General features: G+C 63.0%; 26 protein-coding genes. 7 read left to right on the top strand and 19 right to left on the bottom strand.

Translation table 11 applies throughout. The annotated features are described in order from the left end of the window. Positions 1-18: 18 nt before the first annotated feature. A complete protein-coding gene (mscL, locus tag ACB037_RS03230; RefSeq protein WP_010673746.1) occupies positions 19-429 on the bottom strand; it encodes a large-conductance mechanosensitive channel protein MscL in 411 nt (136 codons plus the stop codon). A 259-nt stretch (positions 430-688) separates the two neighbouring features. Between mscL and ACB037_RS03225 the strand changes: the two genes are divergently transcribed. The 6 genes from ACB037_RS03225 to nqrE all read left to right on the top strand — a co-directional run bounded on the left by ACB037_RS03225 (position 689) and on the right by nqrE (position 6,368). After that, complete coding sequence (locus ACB037_RS03225; RefSeq protein ID WP_039041117.1) at positions 689-1,393, top strand: disulfide isomerase DsbC N-terminal domain-containing protein; 705 nt, start codon at positions 689-691, stop codon at positions 1,391-1,393. Next, complete coding sequence (gene recJ / locus ACB037_RS03220; RefSeq protein WP_371174875.1) at positions 1,359-3,089, top strand: single-stranded-DNA-specific exonuclease RecJ; 1,731 nt, start codon at positions 1,359-1,361, stop codon at positions 3,087-3,089. Before ACB037_RS03225 ends, recJ begins: the two co-directional genes overlap by 35 nt. Before the next feature lie 151 nt (positions 3,090-3,240). After that, positions 3,241-4,422 carry a MerR family transcriptional regulator gene (locus ACB037_RS03215; protein ID WP_371174874.1) on the top strand — a complete coding sequence of 394 codons (1,182 nt, stop codon included), beginning with the start codon at positions 3,241-3,243 and terminating at the stop codon, positions 4,420-4,422. Between the two features lie 39 nt (positions 4,423-4,461). Beyond that, positions 4,462-4,965 carry a GNAT family N-acetyltransferase gene (locus ACB037_RS03210; RefSeq protein ID WP_371174873.1) on the top strand — a complete coding sequence of 168 codons (504 nt, stop codon included), beginning with the start codon at positions 4,462-4,464 and terminating at the stop codon, positions 4,963-4,965. Positions 4,966-5,271: 306 nt separating this feature from the next. Further along, positions 5,272-5,565, top strand: a complete 294-nt coding sequence (locus ACB037_RS03205; RefSeq protein ID WP_010673751.1) for a hypothetical protein — start codon at positions 5,272-5,274, stop codon at positions 5,563-5,565. Positions 5,566-5,768: 203 nt separating this feature from the next. After that, complete coding sequence (nqrE, locus tag ACB037_RS03200) at positions 5,769-6,368, top strand: NADH:ubiquinone reductase (Na(+)-transporting) subunit E (protein WP_371174872.1); 600 nt, start codon at positions 5,769-5,771, stop codon at positions 6,366-6,368. Between the two features lie 33 nt (positions 6,369-6,401). On the opposite strand, the gene ACB037_RS03195 is transcribed toward nqrE, so the two are convergent. The 16 genes from ACB037_RS03195 to leuS all read right to left on the bottom strand — a co-directional run bounded on the left by ACB037_RS03195 (position 6,402) and on the right by leuS (position 21,819). After that, complete coding sequence (locus tag ACB037_RS03195; RefSeq protein WP_167824706.1) at positions 6,402-6,890, bottom strand: GNAT family N-acetyltransferase; 489 nt, start codon at positions 6,888-6,890, stop codon at positions 6,402-6,404. Between the two features lie 146 nt (positions 6,891-7,036). After that, on the bottom strand, positions 7,037-8,002 hold the full coding sequence (lipA, locus tag ACB037_RS03190) for a lipoyl synthase (protein ID WP_010673754.1): 966 nt from the start codon (positions 8,000-8,002) through the stop codon (positions 7,037-7,039). 85 nt (positions 8,003-8,087) lie between these two features. Further along, positions 8,088-8,780, bottom strand: a complete 693-nt coding sequence (lipB, locus tag ACB037_RS03185) for a lipoyl(octanoyl) transferase LipB (RefSeq protein ID WP_371174871.1) — start codon at positions 8,778-8,780, stop codon at positions 8,088-8,090. Positions 8,781-8,873: 93 nt separating this feature from the next. Beyond that, on the bottom strand, positions 8,874-9,137 hold the full coding sequence (gene ybeD, locus ACB037_RS03180) for a DUF493 family protein YbeD (RefSeq protein WP_010673756.1): 264 nt from the start codon (positions 9,135-9,137) through the stop codon (positions 8,874-8,876). A 279-nt stretch (positions 9,138-9,416) separates the two neighbouring features. Beyond that, positions 9,417-10,646, bottom strand: coding sequence for a serine hydrolase (locus tag ACB037_RS03175; RefSeq protein WP_371174870.1), 1,230 nt, complete (start codon positions 10,644-10,646; stop codon positions 9,417-9,419). A gap of 165 nt (positions 10,647-10,811) precedes the next feature. Then, positions 10,812-11,735: a septal ring lytic transglycosylase RlpA family protein gene (locus tag ACB037_RS03170; RefSeq protein WP_371174869.1), complete on the bottom strand. Its 924-nt coding sequence runs from the start codon at positions 11,733-11,735 to the stop codon at positions 10,812-10,814. Beyond that, positions 11,677-12,675, bottom strand: coding sequence for a lytic murein transglycosylase B (mltB, locus tag ACB037_RS03165; RefSeq protein ID WP_316286411.1), 999 nt, complete (start codon positions 12,673-12,675; stop codon positions 11,677-11,679). The genes ACB037_RS03170 and mltB overlap by 59 nt, the downstream gene beginning before the upstream one ends. Next, a complete protein-coding gene (gene rodA, locus ACB037_RS03160; RefSeq protein ID WP_010673760.1) occupies positions 12,675-13,778 on the bottom strand; it encodes a rod shape-determining protein RodA in 1,104 nt (367 codons plus the stop codon). The genes mltB and rodA overlap by 1 nt, the downstream gene beginning before the upstream one ends. Beyond that, positions 13,775-15,688 carry a penicillin-binding protein 2 gene (gene mrdA / locus ACB037_RS03155; RefSeq protein ID WP_010673761.1) on the bottom strand — a complete coding sequence of 638 codons (1,914 nt, stop codon included), beginning with the start codon at positions 15,686-15,688 and terminating at the stop codon, positions 13,775-13,777. Before mrdA ends, rodA begins: the two co-directional genes overlap by 4 nt. Before the next feature lie 64 nt (positions 15,689-15,752). Further along, a complete protein-coding gene (rlmH, locus tag ACB037_RS03150) occupies positions 15,753-16,220 on the bottom strand; it encodes a 23S rRNA (pseudouridine(1915)-N(3))-methyltransferase RlmH (protein ID WP_005298242.1) in 468 nt (155 codons plus the stop codon). A gap of 21 nt (positions 16,221-16,241) precedes the next feature. Then, on the bottom strand, positions 16,242-16,583 hold the full coding sequence (gene rsfS, locus ACB037_RS03145) for a ribosome silencing factor (RefSeq protein ID WP_010673762.1): 342 nt from the start codon (positions 16,581-16,583) through the stop codon (positions 16,242-16,244). A 212-nt stretch (positions 16,584-16,795) separates the two neighbouring features. Beyond that, on the bottom strand, positions 16,796-17,449 hold the full coding sequence (gene nadD, locus ACB037_RS03140) for a nicotinate-nucleotide adenylyltransferase (protein ID WP_319894128.1): 654 nt from the start codon (positions 17,447-17,449) through the stop codon (positions 16,796-16,798). After that, positions 17,443-18,477, bottom strand: a complete 1,035-nt coding sequence (gene holA / locus ACB037_RS03135; RefSeq protein WP_371174868.1) for a DNA polymerase III subunit delta — start codon at positions 18,475-18,477, stop codon at positions 17,443-17,445. The genes nadD and holA overlap by 7 nt, the downstream gene beginning before the upstream one ends. Further along, a complete protein-coding gene (locus tag ACB037_RS03130) occupies positions 18,477-18,620 on the bottom strand; it encodes a DNA polymerase III subunit delta (RefSeq protein WP_371174867.1) in 144 nt (47 codons plus the stop codon). Before ACB037_RS03130 ends, holA begins: the two co-directional genes overlap by 1 nt. A gap of 27 nt (positions 18,621-18,647) precedes the next feature. Then, positions 18,648-19,130 carry an LPS assembly lipoprotein LptE gene (gene lptE, locus ACB037_RS03125; protein ID WP_043153202.1) on the bottom strand — a complete coding sequence of 161 codons (483 nt, stop codon included), beginning with the start codon at positions 19,128-19,130 and terminating at the stop codon, positions 18,648-18,650. 112 nt (positions 19,131-19,242) lie between these two features. Beyond that, entirely contained in the window at positions 19,243-21,819 is a 2,577-nt protein-coding gene (gene leuS, locus ACB037_RS03120; RefSeq protein ID WP_371174866.1) for a leucine--tRNA ligase, read from the bottom strand. Positions 21,820-22,070: 251 nt separating this feature from the next. Between leuS and ACB037_RS03115 the strand changes: the two genes are divergently transcribed. After that, positions 22,071-22,559: a zinc ribbon-containing protein gene (locus tag ACB037_RS03115; protein WP_103243597.1), complete on the top strand. Its 489-nt coding sequence runs from the start codon at positions 22,071-22,073 to the stop codon at positions 22,557-22,559. Between the two features lie 85 nt (positions 22,560-22,644). Here ACB037_RS03115 and lnt read toward each other — a convergent pair whose 3' ends face one another. Both lnt and corC read right to left on the bottom strand, forming a co-directional pair. After that, complete coding sequence (lnt, locus tag ACB037_RS03110; protein ID WP_371174865.1) at positions 22,645-24,174, bottom strand: apolipoprotein N-acyltransferase; 1,530 nt, start codon at positions 24,172-24,174, stop codon at positions 22,645-22,647. Between the two features lie 191 nt (positions 24,175-24,365). After that, entirely contained in the window at positions 24,366-25,247 is an 882-nt protein-coding gene (corC, locus tag ACB037_RS03105; protein WP_010673769.1) for a CNNM family magnesium/cobalt transport protein CorC, read from the bottom strand. Positions 25,248-25,275: the final 28 nt, after the last annotated feature.

Raw genomic sequence — 25,275 nt, 5'->3', positions numbered from 1 at the left:
ACGACAGGGAGGAAACGGTTATTTCCCCTGCTGGGATTTCAGCAAGTCGCGGATCTCGGTCAGCAGCTCCTGATCCTTGGTGGGGCCGGCCGGGGCAGCTGCTTCCTCTTCCTGCTTCTTCTTCAGGGTGTTGATGGCCTTGAGCCCCATGAAGATGGCGAAGGAGATGATCAGGAAGTCGATACAGGTCTGGATGAACTTGCCATAGGCGATGACCACGGCAGGGGCATCCCCTTCGGCGGCCTTCAGGGTCACGGCGAGATCGCTGAAATCCACGCCCCCCAGGATCAGCCCGATGGGGGGCATGATCACGTCTCCCACGAAGGAGGAGACAATCTTGCCAAAGGCGGCACCTATGATGATACCGACCGCCATGTCGATGACATTGCCCCTGGATGCAAAGGCCTTGAACTCTTGAATCAGACTCATTTTTCCCCCTAGAAATGGACGACGTGCCACCTGAGCGCACGTCGATTTGAATAATAAAACATCAGCAAAACAGAGGGATGACTAAAGATGTCTCCCGTCGTCCTGATTAGCTTGCGGGGCTCAAGCCCGATTGGCAACCTGTCATCCCGTGATTTTTTCTTGCGGACGTTATTAATCGATCACTAATTAAGGTCTTTGGGAGAGGGAATTGTCTGGGTTACCTTATGAGACCCTTCAATCATGCCAAGTGAATGAGCTGATGCGATATTTACTGCTGGGAATGATGCTGCTGTGCGCTTTTGCGGCCAGCGCGGGGATGGACCCCCATGTGTTGAAACAAACCATAGAGCAGCGCCTCGGTGTGCAGGTCTACCTGGTGGACGAGACCCCCATGCCGGGCCTCTATCTGCTGGGCACGGCCCAGGGACTGCTCTACAGCGATGCCAGGGGAGACTATGTGCTGCAGGGCTCCATGCTGGATCTGGCCCACGATATGAGAAACCTCACCCGGCTCAGCCAGCAGCAGCAACGCAGGCTGGCGCTCTCCCAGATAGGGGAGGCCCGGCTCTGGCTCAAGGCCACCCCTGAACGCCACCGCCTCACCCTGTTTACCGATCTCGCCTGCGGTCCTTGCCGCATCGCGCTGGAGGAGTTGCCCCGCTTGCAGGCGAGGGGCGTGAGCGTGCAACTGCTGCCTGCGCCTGTCGCCGCCTCGGATCAGGCTAGCTGGTGCGATCCCGGGCTGCTGCGCGAACTCAACTTCAGCGATCGTTTGCCTGAGAGCGGTTGTAATGCGATCCTTGCCCATCATATCGGCCTGAGCCAATGGCTCGGGATCAAGGCGTCACCGAGCTGGGTCCTGCCCAATGGCGACCTGGTGCGCGGTTACCAGAGCCCCGAACAACTGCTCAAGATACTGGATCACATCAATGCCCCTGCAAATCCGTCGTCGTCCGCGAGTTGATGATTCCCATCTGCCCGCCACCCTGCACCCGCTGCTTCGCCAGATCTTCGCCAGCCGCGGGGTAGAAGACCCTGCCCTGCTGGAGCGCAGCGCCAACCAGCTGCTGCCGCCCCAGCGTCTGTTCGGCATGGCGCAGGCGGTGCCGCTGCTGGCCGAGGCGCTGACGGCGCAAAAACGCATTCTCATCGTCGGTGACTTCGACTGCGACGGCGCCACCAGCTCGGCGCTGTGCGTGCTGGCCTTGCGCGCCATGGGGGGGCACCACATCGATTTTCTGGTGCCCAACCGCTTCGAGTTCGGCTATGGCCTCACCCCGGAGATCGTCGAGCTGGCGGTGGCCCGCGGCGCCGAGTTCCTGATCACGGTGGACAACGGCATCTCCAGCATCGCCGGGGTGGCTGCGGCCAAGGCGGCCGGCATGCAGGTACTGGTTACCGATCACCATTTGCCCGGCCAGGAGCTGCCTGACGCCGACGCGATAGTGAACCCCAACCAGCATGGCTGCGACTTCCCCTCCAAGTCCCTGGCCGGGGTCGGGGTCGCCTTCTATCTGATGGCGGCTCTCAACACCCATCTGCGCCAGAGCGGCTGGTATGAGCGCCAGGGGCTGCGCGCCCCCAACGTGGCGGATTACCTGGATCTGGTGGCCCTCGGCACCGTGGCCGACGTGGTAGCGCTGGATGGCAACAACCGCATCCTGGTCCATCAGGGGTTGCAGCGGATCCGGGCTGGCCGTTGTCGCCCCGGCATCCAGGCGCTGGTGGATGTGTCGGGTCGCGACGGTCGTCGCCTGTGCGCTGCCGATCTCGGCTTTGCGCTGGGGCCGCGCCTCAACGCGGTGGGCCGGCTCGATGACATGTCCCTCGGGGTCGCCTGTCTGCTGAGCGAGGACATCAACCTGGCGCGCCAGTTCGCATCCGAAATGGACAGCCTCAACCAGGAGCGCAAGGAGATCGAGCAGGGGATGCAGCAGGAGGCGCTCGCCACCCTGGAGCAGATCCGTTTTCGTGACGGCGAGGTGCCCTCCGGCATCGTGCTGCACCGAAACGAGTGGCATCAGGGGGTGGTGGGGCTGGTGGCCTCCAAGGTGAAGGAGAAGTACTACCGCCCGGTCATTGCGTTTGCCGAGAGCAGCGAGACCGAGCTCAAGGGCTCCGGGCGCTCCATCCCTGGGGTGCACCTGCGCGATGCGCTGGAGCTGCTCGACACCCGCCACCCCGGCTTGATGGGCAAGTTTGGCGGCCACGCCATGGCGGCCGGGCTGACCCTGCCCAAGGCCAATATCGAGGCCTTCGGTCGGGCCTTCGAGGTGGTCATCGGCGAGCTGGTGACCCCTGAGCTCTTGACCGGGGTGCTGCTCACCGATGGCGAGCTGCTGCCCGATGAACTGAGTCTGGAGCTGGCGGAGCTTATTCGCGCCTCCGGCCCCTGGGGTCAGGCCTTCCCCGAGCCGCTGTTTGACGGGGAATTCGTGCTGGTGCAGCAGCGGCTGGTGGGGGAGAAGCACCTCAAGATGATGCTGACCACGGATTCCGGCCACGCGGTGGATGCCATCGCCTTTGGCGTCGACTTGCAGCGCTGGCCCGATGCCTCGGTGAAGCGGGTGCGGCTGGTCTACCGGCTCGACGTCAACGAGTGGCGCGGCAACCGCAGCGTGCAACTGCTGGTGGAGCATCTGGAGGCCGCCGGCCTCTGACGTTCGTGAGTTTCTTTTGCTGCCGATGACGGCCACCTCAGGGTGGCCGTTTTTTTATGGTGTTAACCCGGATGTTGTCGTTGACCCGTCTATTGCTTCACAGTTTAAGCTTCCCTTCATCGGGTCACGGACCTCACTGCGAGTCGCTGTCATGAAAATATCCGAACTGGCCCGGCGCTGCGGCCTGGCCCGCTCCACCCTGCTCTATTACGAGAAGCTGGGGGTGATTACGGGCACGAGGGGCGCCAACGGCTATCGCCACTACGACGATGACGATCTGCAGCGGCTGCGGATGGTACAGGCCCTGCAGGCCGGCGGGCTCAGCCTCAAGCAGTGCCTCGCCTGCCTGGCGGGCGAGCTGGAGCAGGCAACGCTGGCAGCCCGGGTCAGGGAGCTGGATGAAGAGCTGGCGCGGATGCAACGCGCCCGGGATCTGCTGGCGGATCTCGCCGGTTTGCGTGCGCACTCCGGCGACGAGTTCAAGGCCTGGCAGCGGCAACTGCAGCATCAAGCCCCGCAGGCTTACTTTGCCTGGGTGATGAAGCAGGGATTCAGTGAAAAAGAGCGTTACCACCTGCAGTGGCTCAGCAAAGACATGAATGAACATGAACGTTATATCCGGGATTTCAAGCTGCTGCTGGACGGCATGAGCTATTGGGGGCCGGGTGATAGCCTTTTCACCCAGCAGCAGTTTGCCGCGCTGCCCAGCCAGCCTCGCCGGATCTTCGACATGGGTTGCGGGCGCGGCGCCGCCACCCTGGCGCTGGCACAGGTGACGGACGCCACCATAGTGGCCATCGATCTGGACGAGGAGGCGCTGGCCGCCGTGGCCCGCAGCACCAGTGCGGCGGGGCTGAGTCAGGTCACTACCCTGTGCGCCAACATGGCGGCGCTGCCGGCAGATCTTGCCCCCGCCGATCTCATCTGGGCCGAGGGGAGCGCCTACACCATCGGGGTGGCCAACGCCTTGCAGGCATGGCGGCCGTACCTTGCCGGTCCTGCTGCCTGCCTGGTGTTGAGCGACCTGGTGTGGCTGACAGACACGCCGCCAGAGGAGGCGTTGGCGTTCTGGCAGCGGGATTATCCCGCCATGCAGACCCTGGCGGGCCTGCTCAAAACGGTGAAGGAGGCGGGTTATCGCTGCCTGTGGCACACCCCGTTGCCGCAAAGGGCCTGGCACAACTATCTGGATCCCATCGAGCGCAATCTGGCGCGCCACAGTGCCGAGCTGGGGGATAGCCCAGCCTGGCAGGATCTGAGCCGGGAAGTGGCCATCCACCGCCAATACCTGGGCAGCTACGGTTATGTGATCTGCTGCCTGCAGGCAGTCTGATCAGGTCATCCATTGAAAGAGAGCAAACGGAGAAAACCTATGAACATCATCATTCGGCCCGAAACAGGCGCCGATCACGACGCCATTGAAGCGCTGACCGTGGCCGCGTTCCTCAATGCCCCCCATACCGATCACAACGAACAGCTGATCGTGCGCGCCTTGCGCCAGGCCGGGGCACTCAGCCTGTCGCTGGTGGCGGAGCAGGAGGGACGGATGGTCGGCCACCTCTGCTTCTCGCCGGTGACCATCAGCGATGGCAGCCCGCACTGGTATGGCCTTGGCCCCATTTCGGTCTCCCCTGCGCTGCACGGCAAGGGGCTGGGGTCACGGCTGATGGAGGCGGGTCTGGCCGAGCTCAAGGGGATGAGTGCGGCCGGCTGCGTGGTGCTGGGGGATCCCGGCTTCTACGGCCGTTTCGGTTTCGTGCCCGAGCCGGGGTTGACGCTGCCCGGCGTGCCGCCCGAGTACTTCATGACACGCTCGTTCGGCGCTGCCATGCCCAGTGGTGAAGTGCGCTACCACCCGGCCTTCCAGCAGGGGTGAGCCCTCACCTTGAGGAAGATGCAAGTCGCTTTCTCAAGGTGGTGCAACCTTGCCGGTTTTAGGGAATGGGGCGGTGTTTAATATCAACCTTTCTGATATCTCATGGTGGAAAATGCAATAAGTGACGGTATTGTGATATATTCCACCTGTAATTTTTCTTGACGGACAGCCCCCTTGTCATCCTCTCGCCGCCCCTCGTCATGGCCGATGGTGCTTGCCATCGCCTGCCTTCTCTGGCTTGCCGCTGCGGCGGCGGCAGGGGTCGTTGCAACGCCGGGAATGGAGACGCAAGGGCAGGAGCGGCCGATGCTGTTCCATGAGCCAGCGAACCCGGGGCTTGCCGACAACGTCAGCCTGCCGCCCGCCTCCCAGTGGCGGCTCGGTTTCGAGCAGGGACGGCGACTGGAAGGGGCCGCTCATGCCGAGCTCTACCAGATGCTGCTGGCCTGGTTCCAGCACGAGATCCTCGGCCTGCTCTGTGGCCTGCTGTTCTTCCTGCCCCTCATCTACCTCAGGCAGCGGCCCGACTACTTCGGCGCTCTGCACACACGGCGGCTTCGCTGCCACCACCTGCAATATCGCTTCTGCCAGGGCGACTAGGTTCACCAGCCGGGCGCCCGCCCGTTTGATCCCCGTCATTGAGTACCGCTGACCGGGCTGCTCGGCAGTCTGGCGGCTGCCGTGGTCATTACCGGGTGCTGCGCCAGCTCTCTCTGTAAACGTCATCCGTGACGTCATCTTCGCGATTGGCCGTTGGCCGGGCGCGGACGTGCTCTTATTGCAACCAAGTGGTGAACTCATTCATGGACTATTACGTCAATCTCTTCATCCAGTCGATCTTTGTGGAAAACCTGGCGCTGGCCTTCTTCCTTGGCATGTGCACCTTTCTGACCGTCTCGAAAAACATCAACACCGCCTTCGGTTTGGGCATGACGGTGCTGGCGGTCATGGTGATCGCCATCCCCCTCAACAACCTGATCTACCGCCATATCCTGCGTCCCGAGAGTACCTTCCTCGGGGAGTTTGATCTGGGCTTTCTCGATTTCATCGTCTATATCGGGGTGCTGGCGGCGCTGGTGCAGGTGATGGAGATGGTGCTGGACAAACATTTCCCGGCGCTCCATCACGCGCTCGGTATCTATCTGCCGTTGCTGACGGTGCACTGCGCCATCTTCGGCGGGGTGATGTTCATGGCCCAGCGGGATTACGACTTCATCGAATCCGTGGTCTACGGGGCGGGCTCAGGGCTGGGCTGGCTGCTGGCCATCGTCGCCATTGCGGGATTGCGCCAGAAGATGAAGTATTCGGATGTGCCAGAGGGGCTGCGGGGTATCGGCATTACCTTCATCGTGGCCGGGCTGATGTCCCTCGGCTTCATGTCCTTTTCCGGCATCTCGCTCTGAGCCATGGGCCGGGTGGTGGCCCAATGAAGGTGCTCAATCCAGACGCTTTGCCATGTTGTAGCCCGTGATGGTGAAGCCCAGCGCCTGATAGAGCGCCAGTGCCCTCGGGTTGTCATGGGCCACCCTCAGCTTGATCTGGTGGATGCCTAGGGGGGCGAGCTGCGCTTCCAGGGCGGCCATGGCTGCCTTGCCGAGGCCGCGACCACGATGGGGCGGTGTCACATAGAAGTCGTAGATGAAGGTGGTGCCGGCGGCGCCGTCGATGGCGTGCCAGAGATAGCCCAGAGGCTCGCCCGGCGCGTTCGGGGCTTCAGGTACCATGGCGAGCAGGTGATGACCCGGGGTGGCGACACCCAGTGGCAGGAGCTGCTGCAACGAGGCGTCGGCCTGACGGTGGGCGTCAGGCAGCGCCATCCCGTGGTTGCTGGCAAGATCCTGGGCGTAATCCTCGATGAAGTAGTCGCGATAGGCGGGAAAGTCTGCGTCACGCAGGGGGATCAGGCGAACGGTGAGAGTCGGCATCCGGCACAGCACTCCAGAGAAGGGGAGTGGCCACGTTACGCCAGAACGGCGCCAATCACAAAGGGACAACCGCTGCCTGCGAGGTGACGGCGATAAAAAAAAGAGCGCCCAGAGGCGCTCTTTTTTCTGCCAGCAGGAAAAGAGGCTTATTTGACCTCTTCCCCCTTGGCTTGCAGGTCTGCGTGGTAGGAGGAACGCACGAAGGGACCGCAGGCGGCGTGGCTGAAGCCGAGATCCATGGCCACATCCTTGAGTTCGTCGAACTCTGCGGGCGGCACATAACGCTTCACCGGCAGGTGGTGGCGGCTCGGTTGCAGGTACTGGCCCAGGGTCAGCATGTTGACGCCGTGCTCGCGCAAGTCCTTGAGTACCTGCACGATCTCTTCGTTGGTTTCGCCCAGACCCATCATGACGCCGGACTTGGTCGGCACGTGGGGGTGCATCTCCTTGATGCGGCGCAGCAGCTCCAGAGACCACTTGTAGTCGGCACCCGGACGGGCAACCCGGTACATGCGCGGGGCGGTTTCCAGGTTGTGGTTGAAGACGTCAGGCGGGGTCTCGCGGAACACCTCCAGCGCCTGCTCCATCCGGCCACGGAAGTCCGGGGTCAGGATCTCGATGCGGGTCTGCGGGCTGTGCTCGCGGATCTGCTTGATGCAGTCGGCGAAGTGCTGGGCACCGCCGTCCCGCAGATCGTCGCGGTCCACCGAGGTGATCACCACGTATTTGAGCCCCATCTCCTTGATGGTCAGCGCCAGCTTCTTCGGCTCCTCCGGATCCAGCGGCAATGGACGGCCGTGGGCCACGTCGCAGAAGGGGCAGCGGCGGGTACAGATGGCGCCCATGATCATGAAGGTCGCGGTGCCGTGGTTGAAGCACTCCGCCAGGTTGGGGCAGGAAGCCTCTTCACACACAGAGTGCAGCTTGTTTTTGCGCAGGGTGCTCTTGATGTGCTCGATCTTCTGGCTCGACGGCGGCAGCTTGATCCGCATCCACTCCGGCTTGCGCAGCACTTCCTCGTTGGGATCCGGCATGAATTTCACCGGGATCAGGGCCATCTTGTCGCCATCGCGCAGCTTGACGCCCGGCTCCATACGAACGGGTTTGCTCATGATTCACTCTCGGTGTTTGTTATTGTCTGGTTGATAGCCACCAGGGTCATCTCTGTGCCCTCATGGCCAGGCAGCATGGGCTTGCTCATGCCGCCTCTTCGGTATTCGTGATCTCTTGGTAGCCAATCAGGCGGGCCAGCTCCGTCACCAGCAGCGACTGTGCCTCGGCGACGCTCTGCGGGCCGCCCAGGGCGCTGGTCTGGGTCATGGCCATGCCCGCATAGCCGCACGGATTGATGCGCAGGAAGGGGGTCATGTCCATGTTGACGTTGAGAGCCAACCCGTGGAACGAGCACCCCTTGCGAATGCGCAAGCCCAGGGACGCCAGCTTGGCCTCCATGCCCAGATCGCTCTTCACGTAGACGCCCGGGGCATCGGCCTTGGCGTAGGCCTCGATATTGCTTTTGGTGAGCGTGTTGATGATGGCGGTTTCGAGGCAGGTCACCAGCTCCCGTACAGAGAGCTTGCTGCGGCGCACATCCACCAGCACGTAGAGCACCAGCTGGCCCGGGCCGTGATAGGTCACCTGGCCACCGCGATCACTCTGCACCACCGGGATGTTGCCGGGGGCGAGCAGGTGTTCGGCCTTGCCGGCCTGACCCTGGGTGTAGACGGGGTCATGCTCCACCACCCAGAACTCGTCCGGGGTGTCGGGGGTGCGATTGTCGGTGAACGCCTTCATGGCGTCCCACACCGGCTGGTAGGGGCGACGGCCCAGCTGTCTGACGAGCAGTTGGCCGGCTGACGGTTGTGGCTCGGCGGGCGTTTCGAGTGACATCTTTCCTCACTGGCGGCGCGGTGTCGGTACGGTCGCCGCTGCGACCGGGCGGCAAATAATCAGTCGCCCCGGTGGCGGGGCGAGAGAGGCAACTTACAGGACGTAACGAACCAGCTCGATCTTGCCAAGGGCGGTATACATGGCCTCGATGTGTTCCTTGCTCTGAGCGGTGACCGTCACCCGTACCGAGTGATAGTTGCCCTTGGAGCTCGGTTGAACGGTCGGGCTGTAGGTGCCGGGAGCATGTTGCTGCAGCACTTCCACCACCATGTCGGGCAGGGCGGGATCGGCCACGCCAAGCACCTTGAACGGGAACTTGCAGGGGAACTCCAGCAGTTCATCAAACTTGGTATTCATCTACTTCACCTTTCTGGGTCGTCGGGACGCGACGTCATCTTTACGTCTTTGAGGGCCGCCGAAACGGTCCCCTCATCTGCCCCCAGGGGACAGTTCCCAGTCTATATGGGCATGAGCCGCCTCGGGATCAAGACCCGGCGGTGCGGCAAGACGTGGAAATGCTGCTTTTTACCACAAATCGTCAGTCGGCGGAACCTGCAGATTACAGGGTTATTGACTGGACAGACCGCAAAAGACAGCAGCGGCGCCTGTTGGCGCCGCTGCTTGAGGAAGGGTCTGTTACTTGAACCAGCTGGAGACCAGCATGACCAGGTAATCCCACAGGCGGCTCATCAGGCCACCTTCCTGCACCTCTTCCAGGGCAACCAGGGGAACCTGCTTGATCTCCTTGTCCCCTTGCTTGAGGTACACGGTGCCGACGCGCTGGCCCTTGGCCAGGGGCGCCTTCAGCTCGCTCTCCAGCTGGAAGTCCGCCTTGAGGTTGTTGCCCTGGCCACGGGTGACCAGCACGGAGACGTCCTTGTCGACCCCCAGCTTCACTTCCGGCTTGTCGCCCATCCAGATCTTCTGGGTGACCAGTTCGGTGCCCGCCTTGTAGGGGGTCAGGCTCTGGAAGAAGCGGAAGCCGTAGGTGAGCAGCTTCTTGCTCTCGGCAGCGCGTGAGGCCTCGCTGTTGGCCCCCATGACCACGGCGATCAGGCGCATGCCTTCGTTGTTGGTGGCGGAAGAGACCAGGTTGTAGCCGACCTGGCTGACGTGACCTGTCTTGATGCCGTCAACCTGCAGGGATTGGTCCCACAGCAGGCGGTTGCGGTTGTGCTGGGTGATGCCGTTGAACACGAAGGACTTCTGGGAGTAGATCTTGTACTCCTCCGGCTGATCGTGGATCAGGGCCTGACCCAGGCGGGCCATGTCGCGGGCGGTACTGTAGTGGCCCTCTTCATCCAGGCCGTGGGGGTTCTTGAACTGGGAGTCCTTCATGCCGAGCTTGGAGGCCCAGGCGTTCATCAGGCTGGCGAAGGAGTCGGTGCTGCCTGCCAGGTGCTCGGCCATGGCGACGCAGGCGTCGTTGCCGGACTGGATGATGATGCCCTTGTTGAGATCATCGACGGAGACCTGCTTGCCCACCTCGATGAACATCTTGGAGGAATCGGAGTAGTTCTTGGACCAGGCGTTCTGGCTGATGGTCACCATGTCGGTGCCCTTGATGTTCCCCTTGTGCAACTCGTCGCCGACGATGTAGGAGGTCATCATCTTGGTCAGGCTGGCGGGGGGCAGACGCTCGTCGGCGTTCTGCTCGGCCAGCACCTGTCCGGAGAAGTAGTCGATCAGGATGTGGGCCTTGGCGGAGATTTCGGGCGCGGCAGGCACCACCATGGGGGCGCTGTTCAAAGTGGGGACCGGCTGGGCACTCGGCAGGGCCGAATCCGGGGTCGGAACAGGCTGGTTGGCCTGAGCGGTGGCGCTTAACAGGGAGGCCAGAATAACGGAGCGGGCAAATTTGGACATCTTGAAATTCCTGGTGCCTGGATGGGATGTACCCAAGTTGAAAAAAAGCGGGCCCCACTATACCAGATGTGCGTGTCGGTCATAGTCCGAGATGCGACCTGGACGGGATTTTATGGGATGGTCCCCGACCTCGCGTCGTATCCCGGCGCGAGGTCGGGGCGGGTATCAGGGCACGATGAAGGCCTGCTCCAACCCACCCTGGCGGATCTGCTCGAGCAGAGGGGCCTGCTTGTCTCTGGCCACGGGTCCGAGCAGGACGCGGAAGACGGCGCCATGTGCCACCACCTGGTACGGCACGCCATAGCGCTGGGTCATCACCTTGCCCATGGCCTCGGCCCGCGCCTGCGAGCCGCTGGCGAGCACCTGGATCATCTTGCCCTGGGTCGCACCGGCCTTGGGGGGGGAGACGGTGGTGGTTGCCGTGGCGGCAGGAGCAGGCTCGGCCTTGGCCGGTGCCGTGGGGGCCGACGTCTCGTTGACGAAGGAATTGGCTGCTGGCGCCGCAGGCTCCATGGGCGTCATCGGGGTCATGGGCACCATCTCCACCATCTGATCCGGCTGATCGGTGATGAGTTCGAGGCGCACCCGGGCCTCACCCCCTTCCACCATCTCCAACTGCGCGGCGGCGGCGTGGGAGAGATCGATGAGGCGATCGCTGCCGAAGGGGCCGCGATCATTGACGCGTACTATGGTCTCCAGACCGTTGTCCAGATTGGTGACCCGCACGTAGCTTGGCAGGGGCAGGTTGCGGTGGGCTGCGCTGAACAGGGTGCTGTCCTGCACGTCGCCGTTGGCAGTCTTGTTGCCGTCCAGATCCCGGGAGAGCCAGCTGGCAGTGCCTTCCTCGCTGTAGTGCTTGATGTCGCGCCACACCTCAAACTTCTGCTTTCCGATCCAGTAGTCCCGGTTGCCGCTCTCGCTCATGGGTTCGGGGCGGGGAATGGCGCCGGTCGCCTGGGGGATCTCGATGACCTGGGGCTTCTCCTGGGGGACGGGCTCCGGGGGCAGCGGCTGGGGTTCGGGTTGGCTGCTACAGGCGGCCAGCAACAAGGTCAGGCTGAGGGGAAGAAGTTTGTGGCTGTAATGCATAAGCGTCCTGGATTGCTTGACTGAGTTGATGCACCGCCATCGCATAGAGAGGGCTGCGATTGTAGCGGGTGATCACGTAAAAATTGTGGCGCGCGACCCAGTATTCCGGTCCTTCGGCCTGCTCCATCGCCAGCAGTTTTACCGGTGTCTCGGGTGACGGCGGTGTGGCGACTTCAATGCCCGCAGCGGCCAGCTCTGCCCAGCGGTGTCTTAGCTCGGGCTCGGGTGCAAGCAGGGTACCTACTGGCGCCAATCCGATCAAGGCGGGCTCCACCACCGGCTCGCCCCAGCGCCAGTGGTGCAGGGCGAAGTAGTTGGCCACGCTGCCGATGGCATCTGCCGGGTTGGCGAAGAGATCCCGCTTGCCGTCTCCGTCGAAGTCGACCGCGTAGTGGCGGTAGCTGGAGGGCATGAACTGGCCCATGCCCATGGCGCCGGCATAGGAGCCCTTGAGATTGGCGAGCGGCCACTTCTCTTCCCGGGCAAGCAGCACCAGCTGGGCAAACTCCTTGGCGAAGAAATCCTCCCGTTCTGGGTAGTGGAATCCCAGGGTGTAAAGGCTGTCGAGCACCGGATGGCGGCCCATCTGTCGACCGTAAAAGGTCTCGATGCCGATGATGGCGACGATGAGGGAGGCGGGGACCTGGTAGGTCTGCTCGGCCCGTGCCAGGGTGGCGGCATGGCGCTGCCAGAATCCCACTCCGTCCCGGATGCGCTCCGGGGTGACGAACAGCGGCCTGTAGCGGTGCCAGGGCTTGGCTTCCCAGGGGCGGCGGATGGTGTCCAGTACCTCCTGGCGCAGGCTGGCCTGGGCGGCGGCGGCCTGCAACTCTGCCAGCGGCACCTGCTGCTGCTCGGCCAGCAGGCTGAGCCGGGCCGGCGAGACGGCAGCACCCGCCGTCAGGGTGCACAGAGATAGAGCCAGCCAGCCGAGCCGCATCAGGCGAGCAGCCGCCTGTGGGTCTGGATGGACATCAGAACGCCGAAGCCCGCCATCAGGGTCACCATGGAGGTGCCGCCGTAGCTCACCAGTGGCAGGGGAACCCCTACCACTGGCAGGATGCCGCTTACCATGCCCATGTTGACGAACACATAGACGAAGAAGGTCAGGGTCAGGGCGCCCCCCAGCAGGCGTTCGAAGCTGTTCTGGGCCTGCATGGAGATAAACAGGCAGCGGCTGATGATGTAGAGGTAGATGACCAGCAAGAGGGCCACGCCCACCAGACCGAACTCCTCGCTGAAGACGGCGAAGATGAAGTCGGTGTGGCGCTCTGGCAGGAATTCGAGCTGGGACTGGGTGCCTTGCAGCCACCCCTTGCCGAACACGCCGCCGGAGCCGATCGCAATCTTGGACTGGATGATGTGATAGCCGCGACCGAGCGGGTCCTTCTCCGGGTCCAGCAGCATCAGCACCCGCTGGCGCTGGTAGTCGTGCATCAGGAAGAACCAGAGTACCGGCATGAAGGCGCAGATGAGCAAGACCGCGAGCCCGATGAGCCACCAGCTGATCCCCGCCAGGAAGATGACGAAGAAGCCGGAAGCGGCCACCAGGATGGAGGTGCCGAGATCGGGTTGGGCCGCGATCAGCAGGGTGGGCAGCAGCACCATCACCAGGGCGATCATCACATGGCTGAACTTCGGCGGCAGGGAGTGCCGGCTGAGCCAGGCGGCCACCATGATGGGCATGGAGAGTTTCATCACTTCGGAGGGCTGGAACTTCATGAAGCCGAGATCGAGCCAGCGCTGGGCCCCCTTGCCGATATGGCCGAACACGTCCACCGCGATGAGCAGCAGCACCACCACCGCAAACAGTGGCACCGACCAGCGGGCATAGAGGGAGGGTGGCAGCTGGGCCATGCCGATCATCAGACCGAAGGCCAGGGCGCCGCGCACCAGCTGGCGCACGATGGAGTCGAGATCCTGGCCCGAGGCGGAGTAGAGCACCACCATGGAGAGGGCCATCAGGGTCAGCAGGCCGAGCAGCAGCGGCAGGTCGATGTGCAGCTTGTACCAGATGCTCTGCTGGCGGGCAGAATTACTCATTGGGAAACGACCTCACTCGGTTGGGACGGCTTTTCCGGTGCCGGTGGCAACTGGGGTTCCGGCGGCAGCAGATAGGCATCCAGCATGTGGCGGGCGACCGGTGCCGCCATGGCGCTGCCGCCCCCGGCGTTCTCCAGCACCAGGGCGACCACTGCCTTGGGTGCCTCGAAGGGGGCGAAGGCGACGAACAGGGCGTTGTCGCGGTGCTCCACCTTGGTGGTGGCCGCGTTGTAGACCTGGTTCTCCTTGAGGCCCACCACCTGGGCGGTGCCGGACTTGCCCGCCGCCTTGTAGGGGGTATTGGCGAAGGCGCGGCGCCCCGTCCCTTCGTGGCCGTTGATGACGCGCCACATGCCGTCCTTGGCCACCTGCCAGTAGGTATCGCTCTTGGCGGCGATGGCCACGTTCGGGTTGATGGGGGCGTTGACCACGCCATCGGAGGAGGCGGTGCTCTTGAGCAGGTGCGGCGTCACGTCGTGACCGTTCTGGGTCAGGATGCTGATGGCCTTGGCGAGCTGGATCGGGGTGGCGCTCCAGTAGCCCTGGCCGATGCCGATGGAGATGGTGTCCCCCTGATACCAGGGTTGACGCCAGCGGGCCATCTTCCAGTCCCGGGAGGGCATGACGCCCCGGGTCTCTTCATAGAGGTCCACGCCGCTGTACTGGCCGAAGCCGAACTTGGTCATGTAGCTGTTGATCTTGTCGATGCCGACCCGGTAGGCGAGATCGTAGAAATAAGTGTCCGCAGACACTTCGATGGCGCGATAGACGTCGAGCCAGCCGTGGCCCCAGCGGCGCCAGTCCCGGAACTTCTTGGTGGTGCCCGGGATGGAGAAGCTGGGCCCGCCGAAGTAGCGGTAATTGGGGGTGATGGCCCCCTCGTTGAGCCCCATCACCGCCATCATGGGCTTGACGGTGGAGGCGGGGGCATAGATGCCCTGGGTGGTTCGGTTCACCAGCGGCCGGGCGGGATCGTTGAGCAGCGCCGAGTAGTTGGCGCTGGAGATGCCGGTCACGAACAGGTTGGGGTCGTAGCTCGGGCTCGACTCCATGGCCAGGATGGCGCCGGTGTTGGGCTCCATCATCACGATGGCGCCCCGGCGGCCGGCCAGCAGCTCCTGGGCCTTCAACTGCAGGCGGATGTCGATGTTGAGGTAGATGTCCTTGCCGGGCTCGGGGGGCTGGAATTTCAGGGTGCGCACCACCCGGCCGCGGTTGTTCACCTCGACCTCCTGATAACCCGCCACGCCGTGCAGCTGATCCTCGTAGTACTTCTCCACCCCCTGTTTGCCGATGTCCTTGGTGGCGGCATAGTTGGCGAGCTTCTCCTCCTTCTCGAGGCGCTCCACGTCACGGGTGTTGATCTTGGCCACGTAGCCCAGGGCATGGGTGAGGGTATCGCCGAACGGGTAGTAGCGCTTGAGGTAGGCCTCGATGCTGGCCCCCGGGTAGTTATGCTGGTTGACCGAGAAGAGGGCGACCTGGTATTCGGTCAGCTTCTCGAACAGGGGCACGGGCTTGAAGCGGCGCTGACGCTTGACCTCGGCCAGGAACTTCTCCTTGGTCCCCTCCGGCAGGGCCAGCAGGGTGATGAGGTCGTCCGCGGTCTTCTCCAGGTTCTCGGTCTCTTCGGGCACGATCTCCAGGCTGTAGACCGGGCGGTTTTCCGCCAGCAGGACACCGTTGGCGTCGTAGATGAGGCCACGGGGCGGCGCCACCGGCACCACACGGATGCGGTTGTCATTGGAGCGGGTCTGGTAGGTTTCGTAAGACTCTACTTGCAGGTAGTAGAGGTTAGCCAGCAGCACCAGCATGAGGGTGACCATGCCGATGTAGGCGACCAGGGTGCGCCGGAAGAACAGACGTCCCTCGGCACTGTGATCGCGCATTTCAATGCGATTCTTCAGCATGCCGTTACCTTGTGGCTGACGTGCGGGTGAGAGAGGAGAAATGCATGCTCAGGGTCGGCATGGGTCACTCTCTGTGATAAGGGTGATTGGTGGTGATGCTCCAGGCGCGGTAGAGGCTCTCGGCCACCAGTACCCGCACCAGGGGATGGGGCAGGGTCAGGGGCGAGAGCGACCAGCTCTGTTCCGCGGCAGCCTTGCACTCGGGGGAAAGCCCCTCCGGGCCACCCACCAGCAGCGCCACATCCCGGCCATCCAGCTTCCAGGCTTCCAGTTGCACGGCGAGCTGCTCCGTGGTCCAGGGCTTGCCCGGAATGTCCAGGGTCACGATGCGGGAGCGGCCGGCGGCGGCCAGCATGGCTTCCCCTTCCTTTTGCAGGATGCGGGGAATGTCGGCATTCTTGCCGCGCTTGCCTGCGCCGATCTCGACCAGCTCGAACGGCATGTCTTTGGGGAAGCGGCGACGGTACTCTTCGAAGCCATGCTCTACCCAAGCAGGCATCTTGGTGCCCACGGCAATCAACTGGATCTTCATCTTTGGTTACGCTGTCGCCCTTTATTGCGAATTGACCTGGGCGGCGCCGCTCCAGAGCTTTTCCAGCTGGTAGAAGTCGCGGTACTCATCCTGCATCACGTGGACGATGACCGACCCCATGTCCACCAGCACCCACTCACCGGTGAGTTCCCCTTCCACGCTCAGCAGGTCGAGCCCCGCATGACGGGCCTCGCTGGCGAGGTTGTGGGCGATGGCACTGACGTGCCGATTGGAGTTGCCGGAGCAGATGATCATGGTGTCCGTGATGCTGGATTTGCCGCGCACATCGAGGGTGATGATGTCGCGGCCTTTCATGTCATCGATCTTGTCGACGATAAAGGCGAGCAATTCTTGGCCTTGCAATGTCTTCTCCTATCTTCCGGCGCCAGAGGGCGGCGGATTATATCATGGTCACTCCCGTTTCCCAGCCTGACAAAGGGAGCATCGCCCGGGGAGCCGTCCCGTGGGGGAGGGGCTCCTTGACGATCACTATAGTGTGCAACCCGGCCTGGCAATAGTCAGGGCCGGGCCCGGTGCGCCCGGACGTGTCGGCTGACCCGCCTGCGTGACGCCGTTTACTGCGTTGCCGATGAGCGGTAGAGCCCGTGGCGCCGGATATAGTCGGCGACCGGGTTGGGCAGCAGGTATTTGGGATCCTGGCCTGCCGCGAGCAGGGCACGCAGCCGTGTGGCCGACAGCTCGACGGGCAGGTTGTCACAAAGCCAGACATGACCGTGGCGCTGGCGATGGAGATCCTGAATGTCCCGGGTCTGGTGGCGGGCCAGCAGCTTGGCAACCTGGACGGGATAATCCGGTTGCCAGCCTGGGCGGCAGCTCACCACCAGATGGGCGTAATCGAGCAGCTCCTGCCAGCGGTGCCAGCCCGGCAGGCCGAGCAGGGAATCCATCCCCATCAAAAAGCAGAGCGGGGTGTCCGGCAGCTCGCTCCTCAACTCGACAAGGGTGTCGATGGTCCAGGAGGGGGTGTCGCGTTTCAGCTCCCGCTCATCCACCACGAATCCCGGGTTGTCCGCCGCAGCCAGCGCGACCATGGCGAGCCGCTGCTCGCTGGAGCAGAGCGGATTGGCCCGGTGGGGCGGGATATGGTTCGGGAGCAGGCGCACCTCGGCCAGACCCAGAGCGTCCCGTGCCTCGATGGCGGGCCTCAGGTGGCCGATGTGAATGGGATCGAAGGTGCCGCCGAGGATCCCGATGGGCGGTGTCAGCATGATTCCGTCTCCAGCAGGGGGAGCGGGGTACCGTCACGAAAGCCGAGGGCGATGGTTTGCAGCATCAGCCAGGCCTGCTCGGTGTCGAAATGGCGCTGGGCATGGTCCAGCCGGGCCATCAGTTGCCAGAGTTGCCGGATCTTGGGGAAGGGAAGCCGGGTCAGCGCCTGCTGGATGAGCTGCTGGCGACTCTGCCAGATGCGCAGGCGGCTGAAATGCTCCACCAGGGGCTGTCCGGCGCGGGCGGCCAGCGCCAGCTCGGTGAGCTGCTCCAGTTCGCGGCACAGGGTCCAAGCCAGCATGCCGGGTTCGGTGCCCTCGGCGCGCAGGGCCAGCAGGATGCGCTGGGCCCGGTTCACCTTTCCTTCCAGCAGGGTATCGACGAGCTGGAAGGGGGTGAAGTGGGCGTGGCGGATGATGGTCTCCTGCAGATAGGCGACGCTGATGGGCTGGGGCGGCGAGAGCAGGGTCAGCTTCTCGATCTCCTGGCTCGCGGCCAGCAGGTTGCCCTCGTAGGCGTGGCACATGAAATTGACCGCATCCGGCAGTGCCTTGAGGCCGAAGCGCTGAAAGCGGGCGCTCATCCAGCGCGGGAAGAAACGGGGCTCGGGGTGGTTGACCGGTACATAGGTGCCGCTCTGGCTCAGCTTGTCGAACCAGGACGCCTTCATCTGGGTCTGGTTGAGGCGATTGCCGCTCAGCACCAGCAGCAGGTCGGGGTGGAGCTGCTTGCCAATGTCGCTAATGCGGGCGGCGAGATCCTTGTCGATCTTTGCGGGCAGCTCCAGCTCGATGATCTGGCGGGCCGAGAACAGGCTCATGGCCTGGCAGGCATCGTAGACCTGGTTCCAGTCCAGCCCCTGTTCCACCACGAAGCAGTGGCGTTCATCGAAGCCCTGTTTGCGTGCCACCTGACGCACGGCGTCGATGGCTTCCAGCTTGAGCAGGGGCTCGTCCCCAAAAATGAGATAGCAGGGCTTGAGCCCTGCCTTGAGATGATCCGCGAGTTGTTCAGGGTAAATCCGCATCAGAACCTGGCCTGGTTGAGGGGGAAGGATTCACGGTCGATGGCTTGCTCATTCTTGAACAGGGGATCGTCCCCAAAAATGAGATAGCAGGGCTTGAGCCCTGCCTTGAGATGATCCGCAAACTGCTCGGGATAGACTCTCATCAACACCCTCTCATCAAGATACGCGCATCAGAACTTGACCTGACTGAGCTGGCGAATAACCAGGTTGGCGGCCTGCTCCTGCATCTCCTTGCCCAGCTGCTCCTGCTCGCGGGAGGAGGCGAGTGCCGCATCCGGCTTGTTCAGGAAGCTGCGGTTGAAGGTGATGGGGAAGACCTGGGTCGGTTTGCCCGGCATGACCACGGTGAACTGGGTGCTGTAACTGAGCAGGTATTCGCGGTCCTGGCCTATGGAGTCGACGGAGGCGACCTGGCTGCGGCTACGTACCCCGGCCAGGGTCAGCACCGGGATGCCCTCCTTGTCGGCGAGTTCGACGCCAGCGGCCTTGAGACGGGTGGTGACCAGTCGGTAGAAGTCGCTCTTGTTGTCACCGACCACTTTCATGGTCATCAGCTCGGGGGGAATGGCGGTGCCCCGCATCTGAAAACCGCAGGCCTGCAGCAGCAGTCCTGCCAGCACGATGGCCATCCAGCGCGTGAAGATGGTGCCCATAAAAAATCCTCTTTGCATGAAGGGAAGAGCGGCGGGCGCAGGGCCCGCCGTCATCATCCGTGTGTCGTCAGCCCCTGGCCCGGACCGTCGGCCGCCGCCAGGGGAGGCGTCATCAGTTGGCCACGATGTTGAGCAGCTTGCCCGGCACGTACACGACTTTGCGCACGGTCAGACCGTCAGTGAACTTCTGTACGGACGCATCGGCCATGGCCAGCTTCTCGACGTCGGCCTGGCTTATCTCGGCCGGTACGGTCAGTTTGCCGCGCATCTTGCCGTTGATCTGCACCACCACCAGCTTCTCGGTCTCGACCATGGCCGCTTCGTCAGCCACCGGCCAGGCCGCGACATCGATGTCCCCTTCCTTGCCCAGCATCTTCCACAGCTCGAAGCCGATGTGCGGGGTGATGGGGTAGAGCATGACCACGACCGCTTCCAGCGCTTCCTGCATCAGGGCGCGATCCTGATCGTCGCTGCCCAGTTTTGCCAGGTTGTTCATCAGCTCCATGATGGCAGCGATGGCGGTGTTGAAGGTCTGACGGCGACCCACGTCGTCGCTCACCTTGGCGATGGTCTTGTGCAGCTCGCGGCGCACGGCTTTCTGGTCGCTGGTGAGGGCGGCGACGTCCAGTGCGGCAACGGCGCCACCGGATACGTGCTCGAAGGTGATGCGCCACAGGCGACGCAGGAAGCGCTGGGCACCTTCCACGCCGGAGTCGGACCACTCCAGGGTCATCTCGGCCGGAGAGGCGAACATCATGAACAGACGGACGGTATCAGCGCCGTAACGCTCCACCATCAGCTGCGGATCGATGCCGTTGTTCTTGGACTTGGACATCTTGGTCATGCCGGAGTGCATCACTTCACGACCCTCAAGGTCGACAGCCTTGGTGATGCGGCCCTTGTCGTCGCGCTCAACCTTGACGTCGAGGGGGCTGACCCAGACGTTGCCGCCCTTCTCATCCTTGTAGTAGAAGGCGTCAGCCAGCACCATGCCCTGGCAGAGCAGGCGCTTGAACGGCTCGTCGCTGTTCACCAGGCCCGCATCACGCAGCAGCTTGTGGAAGAAGCGGGCATAGAGCAGGTGCATACAGGCGTGCTCGATGCCGCCGATGTATTGATCCACCGGCAGCCAGTGGTTGGCAGCCGCCGGATCCAGCATGCCCTTGTCGTAGTCCGGGGAGCAGTAGCGGGCGTAGTACCAGGAGGACTCCATGAAGGTGTCGAAGGTATCGGTTTCGCGGAACGCTTCCTGGCCGTTGTAAGTGGTCTTGGCCCATTCGGCATTGGCCTTGATGGGGCTCTGGATACCGTCCATCACCACGTCTTCCGGTAGCAGGACCGGCAGTTGATCTTCCGGGGTCGGCACCACGGTACCGTCTGCCAGGGTCAGCATGGGGATGGGGGCGCCCCAGTAGCGCTGACGGGAGACACCCCAGTCGCGCAGACGGTAGTTGACGGTGCGCTTGCCCTTGCCGAGTCCTTCCAGCTTGTTGGCGATGGCATCGAAGGCACCCTGGAAGTCGAGACCGTCGAACTCGCCGGAGTTGAACAGCACGCCCTTCTCGGTATAAGCCGCTTCGCTCACGTCGACGCCGCCATCAACCGGCTTGATCACCGCCTTGATGTCGAGGCCATATTTGGTGGCGAATTCGAAGTCACGCTGATCGTGGGCCGGAACCGCCATCACGGCGCCGGTGCCATAGTTCATCAGCACGAAGTTGGCGACCCAGACCGGCACCTTGCGGCCATCCAGCGGGTGAATGGCGTAGAGGCCGGTGGCCATGCCCTTCTTCTCCATGGTGGCCAGTTCAGCTTCGGCTACCTTGGTGTTCTTGCACTCTTCGATGAAGGCGGCCAGCTCCGGATTGTTCTGGGCTGCTTGCAGCGCCAGCGGGTGACCGGCGGCGATGCCCACATAGGTCACACCCATGAAGGTGTCCGGACGGGTGGTGTAGACCTCGAGGTGCTCGGTCTGACCGTCGATATTGAAGCTGATGTTGACCCCTTCGGAGCGGCCAATCCAGTTGCGCTGCATGGTCTTGACCATCTCCGGCCAGCCTTCCAGATTGTCGATGTCGTTCAACAGCTCTTCGGCGTAGTCGGTGATCTTGATGAACCACTGAGGGATCTCTTTTTGTTCCACCGGGGTGTCACAGCGCCAGCAGCAGTTGTCCACTACCTGCTCGTTGGCCAGCACCGTCATGTCGTTCGGGCACCAGTTGACGGAGGAGGTCTTCTTGTAGACCAGGCCCTTTTCGTAGAGCTTGGTGAAGAACCACTGCTCCCAGCGGTAGTAGTCCGGCTTGCAGGTGGCCAGCTCCCGATCCCAGTCATAACCCAGACCCAGCATCTTCAGCTGGTTCTTCATGTATTCGATGTTTTCGTAAGTCCAGGGCGCCGGCGCCGTGTTGTTCTTGATGGCGGCGTTTTCTGCCGGCAGGCCGAAGGCGTCCCAACCGATGGGTTGCAGCACGTTCTTGCCATTGAGCCGTTGATAACGGGAGATCACATCACCTATGGTGTAGTTGCGAACGTGCCCCATGTGTAGACGACCAGACGGATAGGGGAACATGGAGAGGCAGTAGAACTTTTCCTTGTCTACTTTCTCCACCGCCTTGAAGGTTTTCTTGGCATCCCAGTGCTTTTGCACTGCTGGTTCTATGGATTGGGGAACGTATTGCTCTTGCATTGGTGACATCCGGATCTGTGAAATGAATAGATAAAACGGCTGGGAAATCCCGATAGAATACCCATATCCTGCGGCGGCAACAACCGCCAGCATCCGCCCGGTCTCGGGCCAGGTCCGGTACCCGCGAGGATTTGCAGCGCCGCAAGAGCCGCGAGAGTCGCAACGAAGTGAGAATGGCAACCGCCGCCCGTATCCGCCGAGCCCGAGGTCAGGGTCTGGCTCGATCGGGATTCAGCAGAGGAGTGATGGCCATGGACAAACGTCGACAAGGGTATGAAGCCTTTATCGCCCAGCTCAAGAAGCAGTGGGAAGAGACGGAAGCGTTTCAGGGAGAGCGCCTCAACCGGATGATCGCCAAGGTGCAGGCCTATCTGGAGGCGGCCGGGGATCTGACCCAGGACGAGCTGGCGCTGATCGCCGAGTATGTGAAGCGGGATCTGGGCAACTATGACGAAGGGCGCAAGGATGAGCAGGTGGAGGAGTCCGCCTTCATGCTGGCGCTCAAGGACACCGCCTGGTCCTGGCTGGCGGACGTGACCGACCGAACCCAGGTGGAGTGGCAGGAGTTGGCGGACGAGCTGGAACACAAGGGGGTCTACCGGGCGGGGGACTGGGTGGGACTCGGGGTGCTGGTGTGCGACCACTGCGAGTGGCGCCATACCGTGCTGCACCCGGAGCAGCTTGACACCTGCCCGGAGTGCGGGGCCGATGAATATCATCGCGAGCCGCTGTCTCCTTGAGCCGCCAGACTGTGCCAAGCCATAAGCCAAACCATAAAAAGAGGCGCCCAAGGGCGCCTCTTTTGTTTATCGGCGTTGTGTGGTCTTAGCCCTTGCGTGCCCAGGGGTGGGCACGTGGGCGCAGCCACAGGGCCAGCCCCAGCAGGGCGGCGGCCAGGCCATACATGGGCCAGCTGCCAAAACGCAGATAGGGGGTCTGGCCGTGGGCGGGGCGTACCTCGGCACGCAATACTCCAGCCTCGAATTGCGGGATCTGGGCGATGATGCTGCCGTCTATCTCGGTGACGATGGTGATGCCGGTGTTGGTGTCGCGCAGCAGCGGGCGGGCCAGCTCGAGGGCGCGCATGCGGGCGATCTCCATGTGCTGCCAGGGGCCGATGCTGGTGCCGAACCAGGCGTCGTTGGAGACGGTCAGCAGAAAGTCGGTATCCGGCTGCACATTGCGGCGCACCTCGTCCGGGAAGATGATCTCGTAACAGATGGCGGCGGCAAACTTGAGCCCCTTGGCGATCAGGTTCGGCTGCACCTCGTCACCCCGGCTGAAGGAGGACATGGGGAGGTTGAAGAAGGGGGCGATGGGACGCAGCAGATCTTCAAAGGGTACGAACTCGCCGATGGGCAGCAGATGGTACTTGTAGTAGCGGTTCTTGTGCTCGTAGTAGTAGGATTCCTTGCCTTCTGCATCCTGCACCCCCATGCCGAGCACGGTATTGAAGAAGCGCTGCTGTTTCAGATCGTAATGGATGATCCCCGCCAGCAGGCCGGTGTCGTTCACCTTCATCGCCTTGTCCAGGCTCTCCAGATAGGTACCCATCTCCTTCTCGATGGCCGGGATGGCGGACTCCGGCCAGACGATGATGTCGGCATCCTGGTTCTCGCGGCTGAGATCCTGATACTTGCGCACCGTCGGCACCAGGGCCTCCGGATCCCACTTGAGGGACTGCTCGATGTTGCCCTGCACCAGCGCGACCTTGACCGGCTCACCCCGGGTCACCCAGTTGAGCTGCATCAGCCCCTGGGCGGCGCCCACCAGGGCGACGGGGAGCAGCAGCCAGGCCGGCTTGCGGTGCTGCCATACCAGCGAGAGGGCGGAGGCGGTGAGCAGCAGGGCGAGGGTGATGCCCTGCACCCCGAGAAGGGGAGCGAAGCCCTTGAGGGGGCCGTCTATCTGGGTGTAGCCGAACCAGAGCCAGGGGTAGCCTGTCATCACCCAGCCCCGCAGCCAGTCGGCCATCAGCCAGAGCGCCGGGAAGGCGAGCAGCCAGCGGCTCCAGTGGCGGCCGACAAAGAAGCGGGCGAACAGCCAGCAAGCCAGGGTCGGGTAGAGGGAGAGATAGGCGCAGAGCCCGGCCAGCAGCACGAAGGCGGCCGGCAGCGGAATGCCGCCAAACTCCGTCATGCTGACGTGGATCCACCACTGCCCGGGCAGGAACAGACCCATGGCGTAGCCGAAGCCGCGCCAGGCTGCCTGTTTGGGGGTGGCCTTGTCCAGCAGGGCGTAAAGGCCGAGCAGGGAGGGGATCACCAGGGGCCAGTAGCCGAAAGGGGAGAAGGCCAGCACGGCGATGGCGCCGCTGGCAATGGCAAACAGGCTGGTCAGGAGTTTCGATTTCACGGGGGATCGGGGCTCGAATTGGACTGAATGAAAACACAATGGCCGACATCTTAACCGCAAACCGGGTCAACGGCGAGCCTCGCGGTCGGCGTGGGCCAAGTGGCGGTAGCGCGGCGGGAGGGAGGCGGGAGGGAGGCAAAAAAAGCGCCCCTGACGAGAGGGGCGCGGGATGTGCGTGGGGCTGGGCGGGATCAGGACTCCGGCTGCGCCGCCGCATGATGCTCGGGGATCTTCACCTGCAACTGTTGCAGGCGACGGCGATCGGCGTGCATCACCTTGAACAGGTAGCCGTCGAGTTCGATCTCCTCACCCTTCTTGGGCAGGTGGCTGAAGGCGTGCATCACCAGACCGCCGACGGTGTCCACCTCTTCATCGCTGAACTGGGTGCCGAAGAAGTCGTTGAAGTCCTCGATCTCTGTCAGCGCGCTCACCGAGAAGACCCGCTTGCTGATGCGGCGGATCTCTTCCGGCTCGTCCTCGATGTCGTCGAACTCGTCGTCAATCTCGCCGACGATGAGCTCCAGAATGTCCTCGATGGTCACGAGGCCAGAGACACCGCCAAATTCGTCCACTACGATGGCCATGTGGTAGCGCTCTTCCCGGAACTCCTTGAGCAGGCGATCGACCCGCTTGCTCTCCGGCACGATCACCGTGGGACGCAGGATCTTCTCCAGCTGGAGCGGTTCGCTGGCATGCTGGCCGCCAAAACCGAACGGCAACAGATCCTTGGCGAGCAAGATGCCCTCCACGTGATCCTTGTCTTCGTTGATCACCGGGAAGCGGGAGTGGCCGGATTCGATGATCACCGGCAGGAACTCGTCCACCGGCTGGGACTTCTCGATGGTCACCATCTGGGAGCGGGGGATCATGATGTCACGCACGCGCAGCTCGGCAATTTCGAGCACGCCCTCGATCATGTCCTTGGTGTCCTGATCGATGAGGTCCCGCTCTTCGGCATCGGCGATGACCTCTACCAGATCGTTGCGGTCTTTTGGCTCGCCCTGGAAGAGTTGGCTGAGTTTGTCGAGCCAGGTTTTCTTCGGCGAGCCGGTACTAGGGTGATCGTCGGTCATTTTCTCTCTTGGTTACTCGTATGAACAC

This window comes from Aeromonas sp. S19(2024) (assembly GCF_041402625.1).
In the GTDB taxonomy this organism is placed as follows: domain Bacteria; phylum Pseudomonadota; class Gammaproteobacteria; order Enterobacterales; family Aeromonadaceae; genus Aeromonas; species Aeromonas caviae.
Note: the sequence above shows the minus strand (reverse complement) of the source record. Positions and strands in the feature narration are given on the sequence as shown.